Source organism: Virgibacillus byunsanensis, from assembly GCF_042675965.1.
Lineage (GTDB): Bacteria > Bacillota > Bacilli > Bacillales > Amphibacillaceae > Virgibacillus_R > Virgibacillus_R byunsanensis.
Map to the genome: position 1 here is coordinate 58,338 of NZ_JBHTKJ010000013.1, position 22,871 is coordinate 81,208.

At 36.0% G+C, this 22,871-nt stretch carries 19 protein-coding genes and 1 other annotated feature; of the genes, 7 read left to right on the top strand and 12 right to left on the bottom strand.

The annotated features are described in order from the left end of the window. Nucleotides 1-153 precede the first annotated feature (153 nt). Nucleotides 154-954, top strand: coding sequence for an NAD kinase (locus ACFQ3N_RS06940; RefSeq protein ID WP_390360857.1), 801 nt, complete (start codon nt 154-156; stop codon nt 952-954). 556 nt (nt 955-1,510) lie between these two features. On the opposite strand, the gene ACFQ3N_RS06945 is transcribed toward ACFQ3N_RS06940, so the two are convergent. The 7 genes from ACFQ3N_RS06945 to refZ form a co-directional block, all read right to left on the bottom strand. Further along, on the bottom strand, nt 1,511-3,115 hold the full coding sequence (locus ACFQ3N_RS06945; protein WP_390360859.1) for an amidohydrolase: 1,605 nt from the start codon (nt 3,113-3,115) through the stop codon (nt 1,511-1,513). A gap of 114 nt (nt 3,116-3,229) precedes the next feature. Next, nucleotides 3,230-3,433, bottom strand: coding sequence for a small, acid-soluble spore protein, alpha/beta type (locus ACFQ3N_RS06950; RefSeq protein WP_390360861.1), 204 nt, complete (start codon nt 3,431-3,433; stop codon nt 3,230-3,232). Nucleotides 3,434-3,687: 254 nt separating this feature from the next. Next, a complete protein-coding gene (thiI, locus tag ACFQ3N_RS06955; protein WP_390360863.1) occupies nt 3,688-4,890 on the bottom strand; it encodes a tRNA uracil 4-sulfurtransferase ThiI in 1,203 nt (400 codons plus the stop codon). Nucleotides 4,891-4,895: 5 nt separating this feature from the next. Beyond that, complete coding sequence (locus tag ACFQ3N_RS06960) at nt 4,896-6,035, bottom strand: cysteine desulfurase family protein (protein ID WP_390360866.1); 1,140 nt, start codon at nt 6,033-6,035, stop codon at nt 4,896-4,898. 130 nt (nt 6,036-6,165) lie between these two features. Next, nucleotides 6,166-6,462: a hypothetical protein gene (locus ACFQ3N_RS06965; protein WP_390360868.1), complete on the bottom strand. Its 297-nt coding sequence runs from the start codon at nt 6,460-6,462 to the stop codon at nt 6,166-6,168. After that, nucleotides 6,463-8,154 (bottom strand): septation ring formation regulator EzrA, encoded by a 1,692-nt coding sequence (gene ezrA / locus ACFQ3N_RS06970; RefSeq protein WP_390360870.1) that lies wholly within the window; start codon nt 8,152-8,154, stop codon nt 6,463-6,465. Nucleotides 8,155-8,338: 184 nt separating this feature from the next. After that, on the bottom strand, nt 8,339-8,944 hold the full coding sequence (refZ, locus tag ACFQ3N_RS06975) for a forespore capture DNA-binding protein RefZ (protein ID WP_390360872.1): 606 nt from the start codon (nt 8,942-8,944) through the stop codon (nt 8,339-8,341). A gap of 115 nt (nt 8,945-9,059) precedes the next feature. On the opposite strand from refZ, the gene ACFQ3N_RS06980 reads away from it, so the two are divergent. Further along, nucleotides 9,060-9,545: a GAF domain-containing protein gene (locus tag ACFQ3N_RS06980; RefSeq protein WP_390360874.1), complete on the top strand. Its 486-nt coding sequence runs from the start codon at nt 9,060-9,062 to the stop codon at nt 9,543-9,545. 64 nt (nt 9,546-9,609) lie between these two features. Here ACFQ3N_RS06980 and ACFQ3N_RS06985 read toward each other — a convergent pair whose 3' ends face one another. Further along, on the bottom strand, nt 9,610-11,487 hold the full coding sequence (locus ACFQ3N_RS06985; RefSeq protein WP_390360876.1) for a sensor domain-containing diguanylate cyclase: 1,878 nt from the start codon (nt 11,485-11,487) through the stop codon (nt 9,610-9,612). A gap of 401 nt (nt 11,488-11,888) precedes the next feature. Between ACFQ3N_RS06985 and rpsD the strand changes: the two genes are divergently transcribed. Further along, entirely contained in the window at nt 11,889-12,491 is a 603-nt protein-coding gene (gene rpsD, locus ACFQ3N_RS06990) for a 30S ribosomal protein S4 (protein WP_390360878.1), read from the top strand. Nucleotides 12,492-12,540: 49 nt separating this feature from the next. Here rpsD and tyrS read toward each other — a convergent pair whose 3' ends face one another. Beyond that, a complete protein-coding gene (tyrS, locus tag ACFQ3N_RS06995; RefSeq protein ID WP_390360880.1) occupies nt 12,541-13,809 on the bottom strand; it encodes a tyrosine--tRNA ligase in 1,269 nt (422 codons plus the stop codon). Between the two features lie 61 nt (nt 13,810-13,870). Beyond that, nucleotides 13,871-14,084 (bottom strand) — a binding site (T-box leader). Nucleotides 14,085-14,206: 122 nt separating this feature from the next. Between tyrS and ACFQ3N_RS07000 the strand changes: the two genes are divergently transcribed. The 4 genes from ACFQ3N_RS07000 to ACFQ3N_RS07015 all read left to right on the top strand — a co-directional run bounded on the left by ACFQ3N_RS07000 (nt 14,207) and on the right by ACFQ3N_RS07015 (nt 19,801). After that, the gene (locus tag ACFQ3N_RS07000; protein ID WP_390360882.1) at nt 14,207-17,209 is read left to right on the top strand and encodes a transglycosylase domain-containing protein; all 3,003 of its coding nucleotides are present in this window, start codon (nt 14,207-14,209) and stop codon (nt 17,207-17,209) included. A 136-nt stretch (nt 17,210-17,345) separates the two neighbouring features. After that, on the top strand, nt 17,346-17,999 hold the full coding sequence (locus ACFQ3N_RS07005) for a GNAT family N-acetyltransferase (RefSeq protein WP_390360884.1): 654 nt from the start codon (nt 17,346-17,348) through the stop codon (nt 17,997-17,999). After that, nucleotides 18,000-18,650 (top strand): acetoin utilization AcuB family protein, encoded by a 651-nt coding sequence (locus ACFQ3N_RS07010; RefSeq protein ID WP_390360886.1) that lies wholly within the window; start codon nt 18,000-18,002, stop codon nt 18,648-18,650. Next, on the top strand, nt 18,647-19,801 hold the full coding sequence (locus ACFQ3N_RS07015) for an acetoin utilization protein AcuC (protein ID WP_390360888.1): 1,155 nt from the start codon (nt 18,647-18,649) through the stop codon (nt 19,799-19,801). Before ACFQ3N_RS07010 ends, ACFQ3N_RS07015 begins: the two co-directional genes overlap by 4 nt. Nucleotides 19,802-19,829: 28 nt before the next feature. Here ACFQ3N_RS07015 and motS read toward each other — a convergent pair whose 3' ends face one another. From motS to ccpA, 3 genes are read right to left on the bottom strand one after another with little or no spacing between them, the layout of a single operon-like run. Beyond that, entirely contained in the window at nt 19,830-20,609 is a 780-nt protein-coding gene (motS, locus tag ACFQ3N_RS07020) for a flagellar motor protein MotS (RefSeq protein ID WP_390360890.1), read from the bottom strand. Further along, nucleotides 20,599-21,420, bottom strand: a complete 822-nt coding sequence (gene motP / locus ACFQ3N_RS07025) for a flagellar motor protein MotP (RefSeq protein ID WP_390360892.1) — start codon at nt 21,418-21,420, stop codon at nt 20,599-20,601. Before motP ends, motS begins: the two co-directional genes overlap by 11 nt. 49 nt (nt 21,421-21,469) lie before the next feature. Further along, nucleotides 21,470-22,465 (bottom strand): catabolite control protein A, encoded by a 996-nt coding sequence (gene ccpA, locus ACFQ3N_RS07030; RefSeq protein ID WP_390360894.1) that lies wholly within the window; start codon nt 22,463-22,465, stop codon nt 21,470-21,472. Between the last annotated feature and the right edge of the window lie 406 nt (nt 22,466-22,871).

Consider the following 22,871-nt stretch of genomic DNA (forward strand, 5'->3'; position numbering starts at 1 on the left):
ATATCCAACTCCTTAGTAAAAAATGTAACCTACTACTATTTTGATACAATTTTCCATATTTAAACAGGTCACTTCAATATACTGGGATATATAACTTCTTAATGATAATATAAATACGCATACAACTCTTCATATTGGAGGTTTGATTCAAAAATGCCAAATCGCAAAAACATATTCTTTTATTATTCAAAAGATCAAGATCTTGAAAAAAAGTTAGAACCCTTGTTCGATCTAGCACAGAAAAATAATTTCACCCTTGTAGATCGTTCTCAAGATGCTAATATAATAATGAGTGTTGGTGGAGATGGGGTATTCTTACAGGCTGTTCGTAAAACTGGATTCAGACAGGATTGTTTATACACGGGATTAACACGATCTGATGAATTGGGACTTTACTGTGACTTCAATTTAGATAATTTCTCTGAAATGCTGCATCAAATGGAATATGAGGAGATGGAAGTAAGAAGATTTCCGGTGATAAATGTTCAAGTAAATGATGAAATCTCTTTTGAATGTCTAAATGAGGTGAGTATTCGTTCCACTATCATTAAAACCATTGCTATGAATGTTTATATAGATAACAATCATTTTGAAACATTTCGTGGAGATGGGTTAATTGTGGCAACCCCAACAGGTAGCACAGGATATAATAAATCCGTGCAGGGGGCTGTAATCGATCCAAAGATACCTTGTTTACAAGTCTCTGAATTAGCATCCCTAAATAATAATCGATATCGGACACTCGGTTCGTCGTTTGTATTAAACAAAGACAGGAAATTAACCTTAGATATTATTCAAGACGGAAATGATTATCCAGTTGTAGGGCTTGATAATGAAGCCTATTCTATACGAAACATAAAAAATATAACCGTATCATTAAGTGACAAAGTTATTAAAACCGTGAAACTAAAAGATAATTCCTACTGGGACCGAGTAAAAAGAACGTTTTTGTAAAGAACAAAAGCTAGAAGCGCCCGTATAGCGACGTATGGGCTGCGCCCGCGCATCGCGGGTGGGTCGACGTTGCCGCCGAAAGCGGCGAAGTTAGTCGATCTTCCAAATCCGTATGAGATTCACTCCAGAGTATAAGATTCACTCTGACTTTCGCCATTATTGGCGAAAAGTCAAGTTCATCTAAAAGGAAACATGCCCCTTCATAGGGGTATGCCGACGTTGGGCCGGGAGCCCGCTTTTAGTCGGCCTTCCTTTGCTAAGCGAATCGATGTTGACTTATCGTAAGGAGGATAAGGAAGCCCACTAGCAGTACGGGCGCTGGCCGATGAAAACGCCACGTCCTTGAAAAAGAAAAGCACTTTTTCTGCGTGCGATACTTTTTCAGGGAAGCTTTCCTTATCCTGTGGTGTCATCGGCACTAGTACGTCCTGTACGTCGGAGCTGGACGTGGCTTAAGCAGTTAATAAAATATCCACTGGCTCCTAATTTTATAATTTTAATAAATTACTCACAGGCACCTAATAATTTCCTAAGAAACAAAAAATTCTTATCATGATTAACCATGATAAGAATTTTTCTCATATACAATTTCACCATCGATAACAGTCATGGAAACTTCGACTTCATGTAAACGCTCTGGTTCAGTTTGAAATATATCTTCTTCCAAAATAGTAAAGTCTGCCTGATATCCTTCAGTTAAGACCCCACGGTTTGATTCCTGAGTAATGGCATATGCACTTCCTTTTGTGTACAAACTTACTGCTTCATATAACGAAAGCTTCTCATCAGGCATATACGTATTATTGTCAAAAAATGATTTGCGCAGTACAGCTGCTTGAATTCCTAGTAGAGGGCTCACATCTTCAATAGGAGCATCAGATCCACCTGCACAGTGCACACCATTATCTAACATTGTTTTCCACGCATAAGATAAATGCATTCTTTCATTACCTAAGCGTTCGATTGCCCATGGCAAATCAGAAGCTAAGAAAGATGGTTGAATATCGACAACAACTGGAAGCTCTTTTAACAGATTTAATGAGTTTTCATTAAGAATTTGTCCATGAATAATCCGATCACGAGCACCATTATTCAGCGGATATTTACGAATTAATTGTGCAATTTCCTGTACAGCACGGTCACCGATAGCGTGTACAGCTATTGGTAAGTTGTGTTCTCTTGCCTTTTTAACAAGCTCCTCTAATGTTTCATCGTTGTGAATGGCAACACCCCTATTACCTGCATCATCATGGTAATCCTCTGTTAACCATGCTGTACGTCCACCCAATGCTCCGTCAGCAAAAATTTTCACTGCTCCCATTTCAACATACTCTGAACCGTCTAGATAACCTAGTTTTTCGTTAATCAAATCGTCCATAACTTCATGATGAACCAGCAAATGAGCTTTGAATTTTTTATCTTTACCATTTATTGCATGTTGAAATGCTTGGTAAGTTTTACTAAACCCACCATAATAATTCAGGTCTTCTGTATGACCTCCAACTATACCTTTTGAAAGCAAATCATCTACTGAAATTTTAATAATTTGTTCCAGGTATTCCTGTGAAACTTTTGGCATAGCGTCCTTTATTAATTCTTGTGCAGTATCTAATAAGTAACCGGTTGTCTCACCCTTTTCATCATGTACGATAATACCACCTTGTGGATTAAGCGTTTGATCATTAATACCTGAGAGCTCCATAGCTTTTGAATTAGCTAAAACAGCATGTCTACAAACACGTGTTAACATGATTGGATGTGTAGAAGTGATTTGATCCAATTCAGATTTATGTATGATAGTCGGATCATCCCATTGATTTTCGTTCCATCCTTCACCAACCAACCACTCTCCCTCAGATAAATTCGCAGTCCGATTCTGTAGTGCTTCCTTCACCTCATTAGGAGATTTCATTTGTGATAAGTCCAATCGCAAAATTTTCTCACCGTGACCAATGATGTGTAAGTGACTATCAATAAATCCAGGAAGCAGCGTTTTCCCTTGTAAATTGATTGTTTCTTCAATTTGGTTATAAAATTCATGATATAACTTTTCATACGTTCCTACTGCTCTTATACGTTTTCCTTCTGTGTAGATTGCCTCTACAGCATCGCCGTCATTTTCCATCGTATAAATGTTACCACCAAACCATAAATCCCCCATATGCAATTTCCTCTCTATAAAAGATGTATAACGTAACTTTACGTAAATTCCACTAAAACTTCAAGGAATTAAGAAGGGCTATCCTATTATGGATAGCCCTAAGCCATTTATTATTTATTGTTGCATACCGCCAAATTGTTGCTCAGCTGCTTGCACTAGACGTTTTGTGATTTCTCCACCAACTGAACCGTTAGAGCGAGAAGTTGAATCAGCACCAAGTTGTACACCAAATTCCTGAGCAATTTCAGTTTTCATTTGATCCAATGCTTGTTGAGCACCAGGTACTACTAGTTGGTTTGAACTATTGTTATTAGCCATGTTCATTCACCTCCTTGGTACTTTTATAGTGTGTAGGATGGTGAGAATACATGCACATTATCAACTGGTAGTTCTTGTAATAAAAGCAAACTTTTATACGAATACAATTTTAGAAAACTTGGCATTCGTTAAAGGGAAGCTTAGTAAGCGAACTTTGCTTTCTTAGAGTCCCTTATGCTCTGGAGTGCAAGCCTTTATGGCGAATGGCCTAGTTGCACTTATGCATATAAGAAAGTATTATACTTTCTTATATGCTAAAATAAGTCATCAAATTCTTCAGATGTCTTTCGATAAGCTGATAGCTCAACAACCTCAATCCCTTGTATTGCTTCCTCAATAAGTTCTGAGAAATCAGCTCGTGATTCGAAATAATTAACTTTGTCTTTTTTCGGCTTTGTTTTTGGAGATTTCGGAACAAAAATGGTACAGCAATCCTCATATGGACGTATAGAAATGTCATATGTGTTAATATCCTTTGATATCTTTATAATATCTTCTTTATCCATCGCAATTAATGGCCTTAAAATTGGATAATTGGTTACTTCATTTATAACATTCATACTTTCCATTGTTTGGCTGGCAACTTGTCCAAGGCTTTCACCAGTAGTCATGGAAAGAATAGATTCATTTTTACATACCCCTTCACTAATTCGCAACATCATCCGTCTCATGATTGTCATAGCATATTCTTCTGGCATTTCACGAAAAATATGCTGTTGTAACTTCGTAAATGGTACAACATGTACTTTTATTTTACTTCCATAATAGGTTAGTTTTTGTGCTAAGTCTAAAACTTTTTGTTTAGCCCGTTCACTAGTAAATGGTGGTGAGTGAAAATGTATGGCTTCTAGTTGAACACCACGTTTCATTGCCAAATAACCTGCTACAGGACTATCAATACCACCAGATAATAATACCAATGACTTGTCTGCAGTTCCCACTGGCAAACCACCAAGCCCTGGAACAACACTAGATGTTATATAGGTTGCTTCCGTTCTGATCTCAACTTTTATTTCCAGATCTGGCTGATGTACATTAACTTTGTAATCCGTGGTATTGGTTAGTAAATGTCCACCTAATAATTGATTCATGTCTTGTGATCGTACTGGAAAATTTTTGTCTATACGTTTTACAGACACCTTAAAGGTTTTAGCATGATTATCGTTTTTTAACGCAAACAAGGTCGCATCTTTAATTTCCTCTACATCATTTTGTACTTTGATCGCCAAGCTGATACTTTGAATTCCAAAAATATTTTTGCACGTATTCATGATCGGCTCAGGGTCTTGTCCATTTAATAAAACAAACATTCTTCCTTGTGTACGTTTAACTTTTACGTCAGGAAATGTTTGCAGTTTTTGTTGGACGTTTTCTTGTAATTTTAGAAAGAATTTTTTTCTGTTTTTTCCTTTTAATGCTATTTCTCCATAACGTATTAATATGTGATCAAATTGCATGTTATCTACTCCAGTACTTCTTTAAATTGTTTGATCGCCTTTTGCAAGGCTTGCAAAAACGTATCTATTTCGTTTTTTGTCGTTTCATAAGAAATGCTAATTCGTAAAGCAGAAGCTGCCCTATCATTACTATACCCACAAGCAAGTAAAACCTTGCTCTCATCTAATTGTTTAGAAGAACATGCTGATTTAGTAGAAATAAAAATATCTTGTTCACCTAGCATATGGATAATAACTTCTGGCTTCATTCCTGGGACAGAAAAATTAAGGATATGTGGTGCTGCTTTATTTGGTGTGTTTATTTCAACACCCTCCGTTAGTTCCAATTCATTTCGTAATTGTTGTTGTAAATTATATAAATTAGATATATCTTTTCTTTCATGTTCCTTTATTAACCTTAATGCTTTTACAATCGTCACGGCACCAGCAAGGTTTTCCGTACCTGAACGAATTGATTGTTCCTGGTTGCCGCCATGAAACAACGGAAATAATATAGTCCGCTTCTTCACATATAATATACCTGTTCCTTTTAACCCATGAATTTTATGTCCAGAAATCGTACATAAATCTATTCCAGAATCTTCAAGATCCAGCGGTACTTTCCCAATACCCTGTATATAGTCAACATGGAAGAAAAGTTTAGGGTACGCTTTTGCAATTTCTCCGATTTCCTTAATTGGTTGAATGGAACCAATTTCATTATTCACATGCATAATACTAATTAATATAGTGTCTTTTCGTATAGAATTCACTAAATCATTAACTACTACTACACCATTTTCATCCACCGGCAAATAGGTTATCTCAAATCCTAATTTCTCCAAGCTTTTACATGCTTCTATAACGGATGGATGCTCCACTTGGGAAGTTATGATATGTTTACCACGTTGTTGATGTTCAAGAGCTATCCCCTTTATAGCAATATTATTACCTTCCGTTCCTCCAGAAGTAAATATAATCTCTTCTTTCTGTACTCCTAAAAGCTGGGCTGCTTGTTCTTTGGCTTTTAGTAAAAGTTGTTCTGCCTTAGCTCCAAATTGATGTACACTAGAAGGATTAGCAAAGAAGTCATTTGAAACCTGCTGGAAACTTTGTAATACAGCTGGATCTGGTTTGGTTGTAGCACTATTATCTAAATAAATCATTATTTTAACTCCCTATTCATATGATCAAATTCAAAACATTACTATCATAGAAAATAATCAAGACTGACTCAAGGAAAAAGGACTCATTGCACGTCCATTTTCAATAAGACAGCCTTTATTTGTTAACCCATTATTCATTGGTATTTAATGCGGCTAACAGTATATCGATGGAAATCGTATCTTTGTCTTCTGACACTAAATGTCCTAGGTTTATTGGTACATCATCTGTTGATGTATTATCAGTATCAGCTGTCCCCTTATTAAAAATAACAACTGATTGTTTCTCCGTTGTATTTTTTTGTGACATCGAATGACTGTCAATAACTACAGTATTATCCTGTAAAAGTAATAAAGTAATAACTGCCACCCAAATACCAACCGTAACAATACCAAACACCAAGACTAGTTTATGCCTTAAAGCCTCCATTTAAACGAATACCTCTTGATTTTCTTCAATTCGTTTCAGTGCACCAGGCTCAATTTCTTCAATGGCTTTTGCAGCTTGTTCTAATGCGAGTTCATATTCATACGAACGAAATAAACGTTCTGACTCCGCTAATTTTGCAGCGAGCAGTGGGTATTGGCTACGATAACGGTTCGCATATTGAATGACTTGTTCTGTTAAAAATGCTTGATCAAGCATTACTTCTGATTTCTCACCAACATCGTTAACCACTGCTTTTGCTTCTGTTAAAGCCTGTTGTACTTCGGTAACATCTAATGGTTGCTTTTCCAATGCCTTTAGAACACGACGATTTTTTTCAATTGCTTCATCCATTATATTCCAAATATAACTTGGTACCCCTGGTATATTGCTTTTTTTCAATTTACGATTTACATGTTGAATATGTTCTCTCATATCGGATAATTTTTCTTTAGCTTCTAATTCATCTTTACGCAGATTCTGAATACTCTTTTTAAACTGTGCATGTGCTTGTTGTATTTCTTCTACTCGTTGAAACCCACTTTCTAATTCTTTGCGTAACTCAACATGCGAGGTTTCTTCATCATCCATCTGTGATGATATCTCATTAAGTTGGCTTTTTAGTTGACTAATTGTTTTTTCTAAGGTTAAATATCTTTCCATATCGCTATCTTCAAAGAAATATGTTTTCTTCAAATTTTCTACTTCAGTTTTCGTTTCATGGAAATTTCGATCAAGGTCATCTAATAAATGGCGATAGCTCGGAATTTTTGTTTCCATAAAACTTTTAGCAATAGCTTCTTTCTCCAGAAGTTGATACATTTCTTTCATTCGTTCTTCTATTTCCGATGTAATTGTTTTAGCTTCCGAGACTATTCCTTTTTCTAAAGAATGCACACAATCTAAGAGACGACGATGATAATTATGTATTTCTTTTTCAAAGCCCAGGTGCTCAACACGGTATCCGTCATCTTTCATCTCTCTCAATCCTGAAAGCAAATCGTCTAATTGAGCAGGTAATTCCTGTTTACACGCCTTATAGATAACAGGAAATTCATCTAATTGTTCTTGTAACTGTTCTAGGTTATATTTTATATCATCGACAATCTGATGAGCTTCATGATAATCGCCAGCCTTAACCAATTCATGATATTTACTCAGTTGTTCATCAATCTCATCGATTTCAACCTCAAAGCGAACTTCTGCTTTCCCATATTGATATCGATTTTGTGACAATTTTTTACGTAACGCTTTAATATTTGGTTGTATTTGTTCAATTTCTTTGCGACTTGTTTCTTCAGATTGAAGCAGCTCATCTAATTCCCCGAGCATTATTTCTATATCTTTTTCAATCGATTGAAGGATTTGTTCTACTTTTTTTGTCATTTTTCTTGCATTTGAGAAACGGTACCGATCAGCAGACTCTTCAGCATCAAATAAGAATTCTTCTATATCTGGTAACTCCTTAGTTACAATATATTCCCAGCGTTCTTTCCATGATTCAAATTTTTCTTGAGTTTCACCAGACAAATTCAAATTTTTTATACGAGCAATTTGGGATGCAATATTTCGATTCATAATATCCATCTTCCAGCTTTCAAGCCGATCAACAATATCATATACCCGTTTCCGCATAATAAGCCCTAGAATAATTAATGCTATAATAATTAGTATGAGTCCAATAATATATGCCATTTAAAGCCTCCTAACTATATTCCTGTAAGAGGATGCAGTCTCTTAGGGAACAGGTATAAAAAAACTTACATTCGAATTTTTAGTATATATGTACACTTATGATACCATTTATAATGCAATTTTGGATAAAAAAAAGCAAATAAATTGCTAATTTGACAATTTTTTATCTATTTATATTTAAGTCTTACGTGTTAACCATGTAATCTAACCAATTGTTAATCGTTTTCACATACTTTTTAATGAATAAATTATGGGATTGTTCCCCTAACAAGTGGTTTTTCCATTCATTTTGTAAAACATACGGCGTGATTAACATTCCTTTTAATTGCATTAATAAAAATTGCCGATCTATATCACTTTTTTTATTCTGAGATAATACAGAGAAAAAAATATTACTTATATAATAATTCTCCTTTGCTAAATAAGTTACCGTCATTTCCCGAACAAAAATGGAATCGAGCGATAATTCCCGGTGAATAAAACAAGAGAATTGATGATTCATTTGTTTGTACTGTATAATAGCTTCAATTAGCATTTTTAATTGGTCTAATGAAGACATATCTTCTGAATCTCGTAATATCTTTTCTATAGTTGTTAAGTACACTTCATAATAATTTGTTACGGCATGTTCTAATAAACCTTGTTTATTTTTGAAGTAATAACTAATTAATGAAACGTTGACGGTAGCCTTCTCTGATATATCTCTGACAGATGTACCGTGAAATCCTTTTTGATAAAACAACGCAGAAGCAGCATCAATCACTTTCTGTTTAGACGGATTTGTTTTCATTATTTATTCAACTCCTTACATCTCATTTTACGACAAAGTAACTAGTAATCCTGCATTTTTTTATCGACAAATATCGTACGTTTGTCGAAATCCATTATTATAGAGGAGAATATTTATGTTTCAAACAAGTAATTATTCTGGTAACGAGATAGAGAACTATGAGTTATTATTAAAGCAAATAAAAGCCCTTAGTGAAGGGGAAACAGATCACATTGCTTTACTATCTAACGCATCTGCACTGTTAAATCAATTTTTAGATGAAGTGAATTGGGTAGGCTTTTATTTATGGAAGAATGATGAATTAATTCTTGGTCCATTCCAAGGTTTACCAGCATGTATACGGATTGCATACGGTAAAGGGGTTTGTGGTACGGCAATTAAAGAAGGGAAAACAAAACGAATAGCTGATGTAATGAACTTCCCAGGCCATATTGCCTGTGATGCCGCAAGCAAATCAGAGATTGTAGTTCCTCTATTTTTAGGGGAGTCTATTTATGGAGTGCTTGATATCGATAGCCCAATTAAGAATAGGTTCGATGAAACAGATCAGGTTTACATGGAAAGATTTGCCAAAATCCTTGAGGAATATCTTAGTAAGTAACTCTCAATACTTAATACCTGTTACTCGATTACAACAGGTATTAAGTTTTTTATTGGGATTAGGTTTATATATATTTTTGAATATTATACTCTCTAACCACAGAATTTTTCCCTAACTTTTTGGCCTCATATAAAGATCTGTCAGCCCTTTGAAATAAATCACCAGCATTGTCTTCATTACCATTACCCCAAGAAGAAACACCACATGATAACGTTACCCTTGGTTCTGTGAAACTGGCTGCTTGTTTTCTAATCTGACCAGCCAATCTAACACCCTCATCGATGTTAGCATCCGGGAGATAAATAGCCAACTCTTCCCCTCCCCATCTAGCAGGAATATCTTCTTCGCCTATATGCATTTTTAAAATATTAGAAACCTGAATAATAACCTTATCCCCTACATGATGACCATAAGTATCATTAATACGTTTAAAGTCATCGATATCAAATAATGCCAAAACCCCTTTTTCCTCTGTCTCCATGTGTAGTTTAATATTATGATCTAAATAATTCCTGGAATAAAGTTTGGTTAAGTAATCCGTTTTCACTGCTCTTTCTAATTTGTCTTTTAAAATAGAATTAGATAATGCCAACGTAGAGTGCTGAATTAATGATTTCATCAGTTTAAAACCCTCAAAGGAAAAATAGTAGTTTTCTTCATGCAGTATTAATACTGTTCCATGAATTGTTCCTGAGTGAATCATTGGAATTGCCATTACTGAACGGAAAGGAAGTGTAGCAACCTTTTTAAAGTCACCACTAAAAACTGACTCTCCACTATCTTTCACTTCCATAAACATGTACTCACTAAACAAGCGTCCCTCTGTCGAATAAAAGTAGTCTGTGCTACCAGAAAGGATATCAAATTCCTGTTCGGACTCCTCATTCAGATAAACAAAACCAACTTGGGTAGCAGCACTTGAATACATGATCTGTTTTCTTACAACCGAAATAATTTCAGATAAATCTAAATTTGAATTTAGTTTATGTGTAACATCATTAATCAATTTTAAATCATTCACAAGGAGCTTTGATTGGTGATATAATGTTACATTTTCAATGGCTTGACCGGAAATACTACAAAACCTGGCTATAAACTCTATATCATTTTCAGGAAATTCAAACGTCCTTGGCGTAATAATTTGAACTACACCATACACTCCTTGTTTTCCAATTAAAGGTGCATATAAGCAAGTCTTTCTATCTTGCACTCTGTCTTCTAATTGTATTTCCCCGGTAATAAACGCCTGGGTACTAACACGTTTTGTCACATCATCACTATATTCAATTGCTTTGATCGGCAAGTAACTATCTGCATCATGGTCCTGAGAGAGTAATAGATAAGGTGAGAATTTCGGAAAAATCATTTTCAGCTCTTTGATGATTACAGATAGAACATCACTTTTATCATTAATGGAAAGAAACCGCATCGATAAATCAAACAAAAGCTTATGATTTTCTTCATTGTTATTACTGATCTTTTTGGCAGCAACTACCTTAAGAAATTTGTTTGTTTCCTGCTGTATAATATGTAACGTTTCTTTAGAAGGTATATGTAACTCATTTCCAAACGAGAAAAATATAAAACCAGTAGTGTCTCCACTAGCTTGAAAAGGAATTACGCATGTATATAACTTAGAGAATTGCTTGTTAAAAACAAGTTCTCCATCCATATCATAGCTGTCCCAAATTTTTTCGATGCTCACAAATACTTTTTTCTTAAATAACGTTTTTTCTTTATTATCACAACCTGGCTCAATCTCATATACTTTGTCCAACTGATTGTAGAAATAAACCGCCACATCTTCAGAGTTGATCAGTTCACCAAGGGTAGTAGTTAACATAGGCAGACACTCATCGCAGTTATATTGATCTATATCAGATAGAAACCCAAAATAGATACTTCTTAATTTATCTTTTAGTTGATTTTGATTTCCCATCATATCACCTATCGTTTTTATATGTACATATTTTTTTAATTTCTACTAATGTCTTATATCTAACCTATTATGTTATTATTATATCTGAACTCATCCTTTTTTCCTATATAAAGGTTGAAAATATTAATTAAACGAAAGTGCCTAAGCTCTGGACATGGTTAAATCTTCACTATAAAGTGAGCTACTTATTGACTTTTGTCCATAAAACTTGTATACTATTCTTTGTGTAAAATAATAAAGGTAGCCTATGTGAACCACCGGTTGTTCTATTTTGTTCCTCATATTGAGGTGTATCGTGTAACTCTCTGCTGCTGGAGCGATGGTACATGAAAACATAATGGACAACGGACAGGAACACGCTCATTTATTTTATGCAAATAAAATAATAAAGGAGGAAATGTCTTATGGCTCGCTATACTGGATCAGTATGGAAAAAGTCTCGTCGTCTCGGCATTTCATTAACTGGAACTGGTAAGGAATTAGATAAACGCCCTTACGCTCCTGGTCAACACGGACCAAACCAACGCAAGAAAATATCTGAATATGGTTTACAGATGCAGGAAAAACAAAAACTACGCTTTATGTACGGATTGAACGAACGTCAATTCCGTAATTTGTTTACTGAAGCTGGAAACATGAAAGGTATTCATGGTGAAAACTTCATGATTCTACTTGAATCTCGCTTGGATAACATCGTTTACCGTCTTGGATTAGCACGTACGCGCAGACAAGCTCGTCAGCTAGTTAACCACGGTCATGTTACAGTTGATGGCAAACGTGTAGATATTCCATCATACCGTTTGAAACCAGGTCAATCTATTGGTTTGCGTGAAAAAGCACAAAACCTTGATATCATCAACGAAGCTATCGAAGTTAATAACTTCACACCAGAATATATAACTTTTGATGCAGATAAAAAAGAAGGAACTTACTCTCGTTATCCTGAGCGTTCTGAACTTCCTGCAGAAATTAATGAAGCGCTTATCGTTGAGTTCTACTCTCGTTAATACAGCTACAGTAAAAACACTAATGAGCAAATGCTCATTAGTGTTTTTTTTAACTAAAATCTATTAAAAAGTATTTTTTCTTACCTCGCCGTATTATGGTGAACATCTCTTCAATACGGTCATCTTTTCCAACAACATAATTAAGATCCTGCTGTCTCTCACCATTTATGTAAACAGCTCCATTTGAAACATCTTCTCTGGCTTGTCTTTTCGATGATGAAATCTGTGCATTTACTAGTAGATCTATCAGACCTATTTCTTCTTTGGTTGTCTTGTAAGTCGGTACATCCTTAAACCCTTGTTCAATATCACTTGCTGACAATTGTTTGAATTCTCCACTGAAAAGAGATGTAGAAATTTTCTGTGCTTGCTCTAATGCCGGTACACCATGAATCTCTTTTGTCATTTCTTCAGCTAGTCTCTTTTGTGCTACCCGATCTCCTGGTCGAACATCCACTTCTTGTTTTAACTCGTCCATCTCTTTCTCTGATATAAATGTAAAGTACTGAAGAAATTTTATAACATCACGATCGTCGGTATTGATCCAAAATTGGTAAAATTCATAGGCAGTAGTTTTTTCGGGATCTAACCACACTGCTCCGCCTGCTGTTTTACCAAACTTTGTCCCATCTGCTTTTGTAATCAAAGGTACTGTTAAGCCAAAAACTTTTATTTCCTCATCTGCATCTTCTCTGGACCGGCGGATTAACTCCATACCAGCAGTTATATTCCCCCACTGGTCACTACCACCAATTTGTAATGTACAATTTTCCTGTTCATATAATTTCAAGTAGTCCAATGACTGTAAAATCATGTAACTAAACTCAGTAAACGTAATTCCTTGTTCAATACGTGCTGAAACCGATTCCTTAGCCAACATATAATTAATACCAAAATGTTTTCCTGCATCACGCAAGAAATCAATCACAGTCATACTTGATAACCAATCATGATTATTCCGAACGTTTACGGAACTCTCCTCTGGGTTAACTAGAATCCTTTCGATCTGCTGTTTAATCCTCTCACTGTACCCTTTCACAACGTCACTTTCATTTAATGACCGTTCACTAGAGCGTCCACTTGGGTCACCAATCATTCCTGTACCCCCACCAACTAATGCAATTGGTTTGTGACCAGCTTCTTGAAATCTCTTCAGCATGATTAAAGGTACTAAATGTCCTATATGTAAACTGTCAGCAGTTGGATCGAAGCCACAATATAGGGTTACTTGTTTATCAGATAAATGTTTGGTTAACCCATCCATATCCGTTGTTTGATGAACCAATCCTCTGTTCTGTAAATCCTGTAAAATTTCCATGTGCGCCACACTCCAGTTTTTATTTTAGACCAATAAAAAAACCCATCCCTGAAAATGAAAATAAAGGGACGAGAATTTCTCGCGGTACCACCCTTGTTGCATACTAATGCCACTCTGGGTTTGTTAACGATGGTGTCACCGTCTTCTTTTGCTTAAGCAATGAAGAGAAACTCCAGATTGGTAATTCGCAAGCAAATGTATGCTAGCTTACACCAACCGCTAGCTCTCTTCATAAAGGGATTTGCTACACTACTAAAATCCTTCAAAGTTTATATAATATATTATTATATATTCATACCATATTATACGTGTTAAATCAATAGTAATTGCTAATTTATTCTATAATAAAGCGCTCAATTATGCTATAATAAATAGTGGAATTTTAGGAGGTCTTATTATGGATTATAAACAATTATTTCTTAAATATAAAAATAAAGTAATATCAATTTGGAAAACTGGAAAACTTCAACGTTCTACACGGATTACCTATGATGTGTTTTGGAATGTAGTTTTATTCTTTCTTGTTGTAGGTTTTATTGGAATGTTTTTTGCTGGTGGAATCGGACTTGGGTACTTTGCGTCTCTTGTGAAAGATGAACCAGTACGCAGTTATGAAAGTATGGAAATGGATATATATAATTATGAAGAAACCTCCAAATTATATTTTGACAAAGATATATACTTTGGTGATGTGCGCTCTGATATACATAGAGAAGAAGTCGAACTTGAAAATATATCCGAAATACTAAAGGATGCTGTTATTGCTACCGAAGATGAATACTTTGAAAGTCATGAAGGCGTTGTACCTAAAGCGATTGTCCGTGCTGTAGTTCAAGAAGCGACGAACGCCCCTATCAAAAGTGGCGGTAGTACACTCACCCAACAGCTTATTAAAAATCAAATTTTAACAAACGAAGTATCCTTTGAACGTAAGGCAAAAGAAATATTATTAGCATTGCGTCTAGAACGTTTCTTTGAAAAAGATCAAATATTAGAAGCTTATTTAAACATCGTTCCATATGGTCGTGAGGCTTCCGGTAGAAATATTGCTGGCATTCAAACAGCAGCACAAGGTATTTTTGGGGTAGACGCAAAAGATGTAAACTTAGCACAAGCAGCATACTTAGCAGGACTTCCTCAAAGTCCTTCCTACTACACACCGTTCGCCAATAATGGTGGATTAAAAGAAAAAGACGGTATACAACCTGGAATTAATCGAATGAAATCAGTTTTAAATCGGATGTATGAATCTGATTATATTAATCAAAAAGACTACGATGAAGCTTTGAATTATAACATTGTAGCTGATTTCACCGAAGAAGCTACCTCACCAATAGATAAATATCCACATTTAACCTATGAGGTGGAAAAACGAGCACGCGACATAATTATGGAACAATTAGCAGAAGAAGATGATTACACGTTGGAAGACCTCGAAAAAGATGAAACATTAAAAGAGGAATATAAAATCTTGGCAGAGCGTAACATGCGTCAAAAAGGTTACAATATTCATTCAACAATTGATAAAAAAACATTTGAAGCGTTCCAGGAAATCGCTAAAAATTATGAGAACTACGGACCTGACTGGAAAGGAGATCTGAAAAACTCTAAAGGGGAAATAATAGAGGAAAACGTAACTATGCCAGTTCAAACCGGTGGAATTCTAATTGAAAACAGTACTGGAAAAATCATTAGCTTTGTTGGTGGAAGAGATTTCAATCTGGATAATCAGCTAAACTATGCAACTAGCACTGAGCGCCCAAACGGTAGTACAATGAAGCCATTACTCGATTATGCACCAGCAATGGAAAAAGGTGTAGTTCAACCAGGAACGCCGATAGCAGACGTGGCGGAAGAATTTCAGTATCCTGGAATGCCAAAACCATGGAATCCTGGTAACTATGGTGGTGGTTATCACGGTCTTGTATCAGCACGTACGGCTTTAGCTAAGTCCTATAACGTTCCGGCTGCCAAAACATATATGCAGATCATTAATGAAAACCCAGCTAAAGAGTTTTTAGATAAAATGGGAATTACATCACTTACCGAAGGGGATTATGGCTACCCGGCTTTATCCCTTGGGGAGCCTACAATCGGAATAACGGTTGAAGAAAATACTAATGCATATGCAACTTTTGGTAATAACGGTAAATTCGCAGATGCATATATGGTTGAGAAAATAACTACAAATGATGGTGAAGTTATTTATGAACATCAAAGTGAACCAGTAGATGTATTTACACCTCAGACAAACTACTTAACACTTGATATGATGCGTGGAGTAATTAGAAGTGGTACTGCGACTTACATTAATTCACAATTGAAACATTCGGGAGTTGATTGGGCAGGGAAAACTGGGACTTCTCAGGATTACGAAGATGCTTGGTTCGTTGCCACCAATCCAAACGTAACAATGGGCACATGGATTGGCTATAGAACACCCAAATCATTACAATGTTCTAGTTGTGCATTAAGCTATAGTCAACGAAATAATAAACTGTGGGCAGAACTGGTAAACAGCGCAACAGATATTAATCCAGACTTAATGGCTCCAAAGAACCGTTTTGAACGTCCAAATGGTATTGTAGAGCGTAGTTATTGTACCATATCTGGTATGTTACCTTCAGAACTTTGTAAAAGAGTTGGTTTGATTGCAACCGACCTTTTCAACTCAAAATATGTACCTACAGAAGAAGATGACAGTTTAATTGAAGGTGCATATGTAATGGTGGATGGTAAAGCGGTAATAGCAGGGCCTAACACACCTGAAGAATTCACAGATGGTGACGGGGTAACATTTAATCCAGAGTTCCTAGAGCGAATGGGTTATGATAAATTAAGAGATATAACACAACTGTTTCCACGAACAAATACGGCTGCATGGGAAAGTATTAGTATCCCTAGTTCAGATTTAGGCGAAACATTAGAAGATGATGATACAGCACCATCTGCACCTACATCTGCTGCAAGTTCCAGCAATGAATTAACATGGAAAAAGTCAAGCAGTAAAGATGTAGTAGGCTACCGGATATTTAGAGCGGACAACCCTGATAGTTCATTTAGTCTAATAGGTAACACAACAGAGTTGGACTACTCAATCTCAGGAAGTAATGCCGTTTATCACATAAAAGCTGTAGATTACTTCGGATTAGAATCCTCTGCTTCAAAAGAGGTTGTCGTTGGAGACTTCTCTGACCCTGAACCAGAAGAACCGGATGAAGAAGATAATGATGATAACGAAGATAATGGCGACGGTGATCATAAAGACAATGATAATGGGAACGGCAGTGGCAATGGTAATGGTAACGAAAATGGCAACGACAATGGCGACGACAATGGCCAAGAAAATGAAGATGATGACTCTAATAACAATGACAGTGATAATGATAATAATGAATAGCTACTATTAAAATAAGGGGGAAGTTCCCCCTTATTTTTTATGGATAGAAAGTTTAACCAAATTCTTCAAGCTTTTACTAAAAATCAGACCTTTTATCCTGTATAATAGATATTAATAATGATTAGGTGGTGAAACAATGGATCATGTTAAAACCTATCACTCTATAACACGTGATACTCCAAGTGGTTCTATTATCATTGAAGGCCCTTTAGACTCATCGGCGTTAGCTGATTATCACTTTCATGAACATCTAACCGCATTTCGCCCATCATCCAAACAATTCGAGGCCATTAAAAGTATTGCTGATTTTAAAGAAGGCAGAATAATTGTTGCTAGAACAGAAGACACCATAGTTGGTTACGTAACCTATTTACACCCTGATCCTTTAGAGAGGTGGTCCGAGTTTAATATGGACGACTTAATTGAACTCGGAGCAATTGAAGTGATTCCTAAATATCGTGGAGCAAGAATTGCATCTGGTTTGTTACATCTCTCCATGTTAGATGACTATATGGAAAATTATATTGTAATTTCTACTGAATATTACTGGCATTGGGATTTAGACGGTACAAAATTAAGTATTTGGGATTACCGAAAAATAATGGAAAAAATGATGTCCGTTGGGGGTCTTTTACCTGCTCCAACAGATGATCCTGAAATTATTTCCCATCCTGCAAACTGCTTAATGGTTCGAATAGGTAAGAATGTTTCAGAAGATTCGATTACAAAGTTTGATGAATTACGATTTTTGCAAAGACACCAGTACCGAAATATGAGGGAGGGGTTATAAATGCTTGTTGAAGAAATTATGAAAACGGATGTAGTTACATTATCACCTTCTGCTTCCATAAGAGAGGCATTAAGTCTTTTACAAAAGCACCGAATTAGACATATCCCTATTATTGATAACGATCACCAGGTTATTGGGATTGTGTCTGATCGCGATGTTCGGGATGCTAGTCCATCCATTCTTGATAAGAGTTCTGAGCAAAACGTATTGGAACATAATATTGAATCGATAATGAGTACTCCAGTCACTACAGTACATCCACTTGATTTCGTAGAAGAGATAGCGTGTATATTCTACGATGAGGAATTTGCATCTCTACCTGTTATCAGAAATAACAAACTAGTAGGAATTGTGACAGAAAAGGATATGCTGTATACGTTAATTCAACTAACTGGAACTAATGTACAAAGCTCACATATTGAAGTCAAAGTGCCACATGTACCTGGCATTTTGCCAGAGGTAACCTCCGTTTTTGGAAAACGCAAAACAAATATAACTTCCTTACTAATCTATCCGTATAAAGATGATCCAAACTATAAAATTCTTGTCTTTCGTATTCAAACTATGAATCCGATGCCGGTTATTCAAGACTTAAGAGATGCGGGATATGAATTAATGTGGCCGAATAATATATCGGAGCCAAAAGTATGACATGTAAAGCAGGATTTGTATTCTCTGACACATTATTAAACTATCATTTTCACTCGGATCATCCTTTTAATCAAAAACGGGTTCTACTAGCAAAAGAATTATTAGAAGATACTGAAATGCTAAATAAACATGATATTATAGAGCCACGACGGGCAACAGACGATGAATTAGCTTTATTCCATGATTGGAGTTATATTAACGCAGTTAAAAAAGCAAGCAATGGAAAACTCTCAAACGAAGAGGCTTTAGAATTCGGTATAGGAACTGAAGATACCCCGATATTTGAAGATATGCATGAAGCATCTAGCTATTTAGTTGGGGCCACACTTACTGCCGTTGATGCTGTTTTAGATGGAAAAGTAGAACACGCATTAAATTTAGGTGGTGGTCTCCACCATGGATTTAAGCGAAAAGCGTCTGGTTTTTGTATCTACAATGATGGAGCAGTTGCCATTAAATACATACGCCAAAAATATGATTTAAAAGTTTTGTACGTTGATACCGATGCACATCATGGTGATGGTGTACAATGGGCATTTTATGAGGATCCGAATGTTTGTACATTCTCTATTCATGAAACAGGAAGATACCTTTTTCCTGGTACAGGGAACGTAAATGAAAGAGGTATTAAAGAAGGACATGGTTACTCTTTTAATATCCCTATTGACGCCTTTACAGAAGATGAATCATTTCTAGAAGTTTATGAAAATGCTTTTAAAGGAATAGTTGATTTCTTTAAACCAGATATAATTGTTACACAAAATGGTGCTGATGCTCATACATATGATCCTTTAACCCACCTTTGTGGAACGATGGAGATTTTTGAACGAATTCCATTATTAGCACATGAATTAGCCCATCAATATTGTGAAGGCAAATGGATTGCTATAGGTGGTGGTGGCTACGATATATGGCGTGTCGTTCCGCGTGCGTGGGCTCAAATTTGGAATGTTATGAAGATGGGACAACCACAAAGCGGCCCAATACCTGATTCGTGGCTTACAAAGTGGCAAGATCAGGCACCTATTACTCTCCCACCATATTGGCACGATGACAAAGGCATCGTTCCTACCATACCAAGAAAACAAGAGATAAGTGAAAAAAACAACAAGTTATTACTTAATGCTCTAAAATATACACAAAAAAAGTAAGGAGATGAACGTATCACTCCTTACTTTTTTATTCGATGTTATCCATTTCCAGGATTACTATTTCGACACGTCTGTTTTTACTCCAATTTTCCTCTGAATCATTTGGAACTACAGGTCTTGTATCCCCATAACCAACAGAAGAAAACCGGTTTTCATTAAAATCATTTTGATCGATTAAGTGCCGTATAACACTACTTGAACGTGCTCCAGATAGTTCCCAATTCGATGGATACCGGTAATTAGAAATGGGCCTACTATCTGTATGTCCTTCTACCTTTACATTGTTTGGTATTCGCGACAGGAGTGTACCTATCTTATTTAGAAAGGGTTTTCCAGAGTCAATTATATTTGCTTCACCTGATTCAAAAAGAACCCTTTCTTGCAACACCAAGACTACCCCGCGTTCTGTCCTGCTTGCTGAAATCACATTATTTAATTCATTTTCGTCTAGATAACTTTCAACATCTTCCATTAAGTCATTTAATCTATCTTCTTTATGAACCGTTTCCTCGTTACGCTTTGTTTCTTCTGTAAATGTTGGTTTTTCAAATTCATTGGAGTTTTTACCACTTTCCATATGACTTGTATTCTCGGTCGGATTCTCCATCGGAATAGGAGATGGATAAAAATCAAATATTTGTTGATTCCGGAAAGATTCTGAGACAGCCTCAAATTTTACTAGATCGATTTGTGACATAGAGAATAATAGAATAAAAAAGACAAGTATAAGTGTTACCATATCTGAATAAGTAACCATCCATTTTGGAGCACCAGTCTTCTTGGTTCTTTTTACATTGTTACGCTTCATTTACGCTCTCCTCCACGAAAGCGTTATCCTCTTCTTGCTCTTCCTTTTTCGTTTCATTCGAAAGAAAAGCACTCAATTTCTCTTCTAATATCCTTGGGTTTTGTCCCGATTGCACCCCAATTACACCTTCAACAATGATTTGTTTAATAAATACTTCCTCTTCTGTTTTACTTTCCAATTTATTAGTCATGGGAATAAAAACTAAATTAGCTAATACCGTTCCATACAACGTAGTTAATAATGCTACAGCCATATTAGGCCCTAATGTTGCAGGGTCTGTTAAACTATTTAACATAAGAACAAGACCTACTAATGTACCAATCATTCCCCAAGCTGGTGCATATTCTCCTGCTTTTTCAATAATTGCTCGACCTCTATAATGCCGATCTTCCATCGCTGTAATTTCAGCATTCATAATATCATTTATTACCTCAGGTTCAATACCATCAACAGCAAGCAAAACACCTTTTTTAACAAACTCATCATCCACTTCATCTAGTTCGTTTTCCAAAGCTAGAAGCCCTTCTCTTCTTGCACGTTCAGACAAGCGAATGAATAACTGTATTAAGCCAGGAAGTTGATGGTCTCTTTTATGAAAAACTTCTTTTAGAACTTTTGAAGTAAGTTTTATTTGTTCCATCTTAAAGTTGATTAATAATGAAGCAACTAATCCCCCAATTACGACAAATATCGAAGCTATATCGAGAAAAGAAGCCATACCGTCACTGCCACCCTTTGATAGAATGGCCAACATAATCATAATAAACCCTAATGTAATGCCGATTGGTGTTAATATATCTCTTGTTCTCATAATCTCGCTCCCTAAACCCTTTTACTTATTGTTTATATCGGCAATATTCTTATTTTGTTGAGTTTCTCTCAACAATTCGATGTGGTAGTACAACTTTTTTTTCAGTAACTTCCTCTTTATTCATATACTTTGTTAATAGCCTCATTGCTACTGCACCAATATCATACATAGGTTGTACAATTGTTGATAATGTAGGCCGAACCATTGTTGCTAACCTTGTATTGTCGAAGCCAAACACCTCAAGATCGTCCGGAACCTTATAACCATTATCCTGTGCACCATGGATAACACCAAGTGCCATCTCGTCCGAAGCTACAAATACAGCAGTTGGTTTTTCATCCATTGAAAGTAACTGAGAAACTGCATTCATCCCGGAATCATATGTGTAATCACCTTTTATTATATAGTTCTCATTGATTATAGTAGGAGTTTCATCCAGTGCCCGTTTATAGCCCTTAAATTTAAGTTCGTTAATTACAGTATCGTCCTGACCGGAAATAAATGCTGGATTGTGATTACCCTGATCGAGTAAAAACTTGGTTGCTTCATAAGCTGCTTCCTCATAGTCAATATTTACTGATGAAATTGTTTCCGATCCATCATAAGTTGCTGCCAAAACCACTGGCACAGATGCGCTAGAAAACTGTTCTATGTGTTCATTTGTAATATTACCACCCATAAATAATATTCCATCTACTTGTTTTTCTAACATTGTATTGATTAGTTGTAATTCCTTATCTTTATTTTGATCTGAGTTTGTTAAAATAATATTATACTTGTACATGGTTGCTATATCTTCAATACCCCTTGCTAACTCTGCAAAAAAGATACTTGATATATCAGGAATAATTGCTCCGACTGTAGTAGTTTTTTTACTTGCTAAACCACGCGCAACAGCATTTGGACGGTAACCTAATTGTTCAATTGTTGCCAAAACTTTTTTGCGTGTTACAGGTTTTACGTTCGGATTCCCATTTACAACACGGGAAACGGTTGCCATGGATACATTTGCTTCTCTTGCTACATCGTATATTGTTACATTCATCCTTCTTACCTCCCAATATATTAACCAAATCGTCCTCTTTTTCATTTATCATACTCTACCAAGGAAAAAATTACAAAAAAAACGCAAGAACACAAGCCTCCCTTATAGATTAGTCGTAACTTCATAATAAGAACAAAAGCTAGAAGCGCCAGTTTAGCGACGTATGTGCTGCGCCCGCGCATCGCGGGTGGGGCGACGTTGCCGCCGAAAGCGGCGAAGTTAGTCGATCTTCCTTAAAGGAAACATGCCCCTTCATAGGGGTATGCTGATGTTGGGCGCAATGTCCGTTTTTAGTCGGCCTTCCTTCGTTAAGCGAATCGATGTTGACTTATCGCAAGGAGGATCAGAAAGCCCAATATTCGCTGGGCACTGGAGCTGGACGTGGCTTAAATAGTTACTATTTATC

Excerpts from the sequence above, each read along its gene's own strand:
- thiI (WP_390360863.1), bottom strand. The coding sequence starts at position 4,890 with ATGCAATTTGATCACATATTAATACGTTATGGAGAAATAGCATTAAAA.
- ACFQ3N_RS07005 (WP_390360884.1), top strand. The coding sequence starts at position 17,346 with ATGGATCATGTTAAAACCTATCACTCTATAACACGTGATACTCCAAGT.
- ACFQ3N_RS07010 (WP_390360886.1), top strand. The coding sequence starts at position 18,000 with ATGCTTGTTGAAGAAATTATGAAAACGGATGTAGTTACATTATCACCT.
- ACFQ3N_RS06965 (WP_390360868.1), bottom strand. The coding sequence starts at position 6,462 with ATGGAGGCTTTAAGGCATAAACTAGTCTTGGTGTTTGGTATTGTTACG.
- motP (WP_390360892.1), bottom strand. The coding sequence starts at position 21,420 with ATGAGAACAAGAGATATATTAACACCAATCGGCATTACATTAGGGTTT.
- ACFQ3N_RS06980 (WP_390360874.1), top strand. The coding sequence starts at position 9,060 with ATGTTTCAAACAAGTAATTATTCTGGTAACGAGATAGAGAACTATGAG.
- ACFQ3N_RS07000 (WP_390360882.1), top strand. The coding sequence starts at position 14,207 with ATGGATTATAAACAATTATTTCTTAAATATAAAAATAAAGTAATATCA.
- ACFQ3N_RS06985 (WP_390360876.1), bottom strand. The coding sequence starts at position 11,487 with ATGATGGGAAATCAAAATCAACTAAAAGATAAATTAAGAAGTATCTAT.
- ccpA (WP_390360894.1), bottom strand. The coding sequence starts at position 22,465 with ATGAATGTAACAATATACGATGTAGCAAGAGAAGCAAATGTATCCATG.
- tyrS (WP_390360880.1), bottom strand. The coding sequence starts at position 13,809 with ATGGAAATTTTACAGGATTTACAGAACAGAGGATTGGTTCATCAAACA.
- ACFQ3N_RS06950 (WP_390360861.1), bottom strand. The coding sequence starts at position 3,433 with ATGGCTAATAACAATAGTTCAAACCAACTAGTAGTACCTGGTGCTCAA.
- motS (WP_390360890.1), bottom strand. The coding sequence starts at position 20,609 with ATGAAGCGTAACAATGTAAAAAGAACCAAGAAGACTGGTGCTCCAAAA.
- refZ (WP_390360872.1), bottom strand. The coding sequence starts at position 8,944 with ATGAAAACAAATCCGTCTAAACAGAAAGTGATTGATGCTGCTTCTGCG.
- ACFQ3N_RS06940 (WP_390360857.1), top strand. The coding sequence starts at position 154 with ATGCCAAATCGCAAAAACATATTCTTTTATTATTCAAAAGATCAAGAT.
- ACFQ3N_RS06960 (WP_390360866.1), bottom strand. The coding sequence starts at position 6,035 with ATGATTTATTTAGATAATAGTGCTACAACCAAACCAGATCCAGCTGTA.
- ACFQ3N_RS07015 (WP_390360888.1), top strand. The coding sequence starts at position 18,647 with ATGACATGTAAAGCAGGATTTGTATTCTCTGACACATTATTAAACTAT.
- rpsD (WP_390360878.1), top strand. The coding sequence starts at position 11,889 with ATGGCTCGCTATACTGGATCAGTATGGAAAAAGTCTCGTCGTCTCGGC.
- ACFQ3N_RS06945 (WP_390360859.1), bottom strand. The coding sequence starts at position 3,115 with ATGGGGGATTTATGGTTTGGTGGTAACATTTATACGATGGAAAATGAC.
- ezrA (WP_390360870.1), bottom strand. The coding sequence starts at position 8,154 with ATGGCATATATTATTGGACTCATACTAATTATTATAGCATTAATTATT.